2 protein-coding genes and 1 pseudogene are annotated in these 1,689 nt (G+C 61.0%); 2 read left to right on the forward strand and 1 reads right to left on the reverse strand.

Going from position 1 to position 1,689, the window contains the following annotated elements; all coding sequences use genetic code 11:
* Positions 1-423 (reverse strand): annotated as a pseudogene (locus FA740_RS19375) (hypothetical protein); the annotation flags it as partial.
* 245 nt (positions 424-668) lie between these two features.
* Between FA740_RS19375 and FA740_RS19955 the strand changes: the two are divergent.
* Positions 669-959, forward strand: a complete 291-nt coding sequence (locus FA740_RS19955) for a hypothetical protein (protein ID WP_211243767.1) — start codon at positions 669-671, stop codon at positions 957-959.
* 15 nt (positions 960-974) lie between these two features.
* The gene (locus FA740_RS19380) at positions 975-1,670 is read left to right on the forward strand and encodes an IS110 family RNA-guided transposase (RefSeq protein WP_211243768.1); all 696 of its coding nucleotides are present in this window, start codon (positions 975-977) and stop codon (positions 1,668-1,670) included.
* The last annotated feature ends 19 nt before the right edge of the window (positions 1,671-1,689 follow it).

A 1,689-nucleotide genomic window follows, 5' to 3' on the forward strand; every position in this document is an offset into this window, starting at 1 on the left:
AGTCGAGAGATACCGTGACGCGTGCCGGGCACCGATGCAGCGCCGAGCGTGTCAGGTGCGGGATGGATGGCTGCAGAGCATAGAGGCGTTCTGCGCTACCAACGATCCCCCGGATCGTTTGCTTCACCCTCGAACTCCAGCGACAGCAGCGTGTGCCGCCGAAAAGCGATAACGGTCGCCTCCTCCGCCTCGGTCAGGATCGTCGAGCGGGGCTCCTTCGGCCCCGTCTTGAGATCCTCGACCGTCTGTCGTCTTGCCACTTCGCGACCGTCTCCGGATTGATGCCGAGCTTCCGGCTCAACGTCGCGAGCGAAGATTGCGATCATTCCGGCCAGGCCCTCGGACCGATGGCGGGCCGGCCCTCGTTATTGCAGCTCTGACGGCGGGCGTGGTCGTGGCGCTTCCATGGCGAACCTGGCCCATAATGCTTCCTTCCATTCCTGAGAAAGGATCGCACCATCAAACCATGGGACTGAACACCTTATGTGTTTCGTCTCTGCTATAAATGGCCGGTCCCGGCCAGGACCAGCGACGGGTAGGATACAGCGCTGAACACCTTGTGGCCTGACCACGTGCGCTAGCTGGCTGATCCCGCCTCTCCTCACCGTCTCGAACAATTGACGGCGGCCCATTTGCGGGACCGCGAAGCATAAGGAAGAGAGAGTGACATGTCAGCAGCAACCACTGTGGTCGGGATAGATGTGTCCCGTGACTGGCTGGACGGATTTTGTCTCCCCGACCTTCAAAGGTTTCGGTTCGCCAATTCACCAGAAGGACATGAAGAGCTGATCTCAATGATCTGTCAGATGTCCGCTCCAGTTCATGTCGGGTTTGAAGGCCATGAGGATCAGAAATTGACCCGGGGGATCAATTTCCCGAATGGCGGTGGGCAGGAATGGGTTCTGTGGACCGCGCTTGTGGAGGCGGGGATCGAGGCGCGCCAGCTCCCTCCTGCTTAGATCAAGGCCTTTGCCGTGTCGCGAGGAACACGGGTCAAGACAGACCGGATTGATGCAGAACTCATTGCCCGTTTCATGATGTTCCGGCCCGAGGCGGGGCGGGCGCTACCGAGTGATAACCTGCGCGTTCTCAGAACCTTGACGACGCGACGCGCTCAGATCGTAGAGATGCGCAAGCGGCTTGCGGCACAGATGTCGGCACGCAGAAAGCAAGGCATCCCTGCCAATATTGAGGATCTCGACGATGCGCTCAAGGCCATGCTGGATGCTCAGATCAGCGAACTCGAGCAGCGTATCGAGTGCGCCATTGCGAGCGAGCAAACGTCCCCCACCAAAGCCGGGCTTCTTCGTTCCATCCCCGGCATCGGCCCTGTTTCCGCGGCCATGCTGGTCGCAGAAATGCCGGAGCGTGGTCGGATGGCAGCAGGTGAGGCCGCAGCCATGGCCGGCCTGGCGCCGGTGCCGCATGACAGCGGGGTCATGCGCGGCAGACGGGCCATTGCTGGTGGACGGCGTGCCTTACGACAGGTGCTCTCTCAGGCTGCACTCGCCGCCGCATGCCACAACCCGGTGCTAAAGCCCCTGGCAAAACGCCTGAAGGGACGCGGCAAGCCGCATAAGGTTGTCATCATCGCCATTGCACGCAGGCTGGTCACCATCGCAAACGCAATCCTCAAAACCGGCAAGACATGGCGGACTCAGCCCCGCTGATAGACGCAATTGCTAGGCG

Origin of the sequence: Paracoccus hibiscisoli, assembly GCF_005048265.1 — a bacterium.
In the GTDB taxonomy this organism is placed as follows: domain Bacteria; phylum Pseudomonadota; class Alphaproteobacteria; order Rhodobacterales; family Rhodobacteraceae; genus Paracoccus; species Paracoccus hibiscisoli.

Coding starts and splice junctions, on each gene's coding strand:
- FA740_RS19955 (WP_211243767.1), top strand. CDS start 669: ATGTCAGCAGCAACCACTGTGGTCGGGATAGATGTGTCCCGTGACTGG.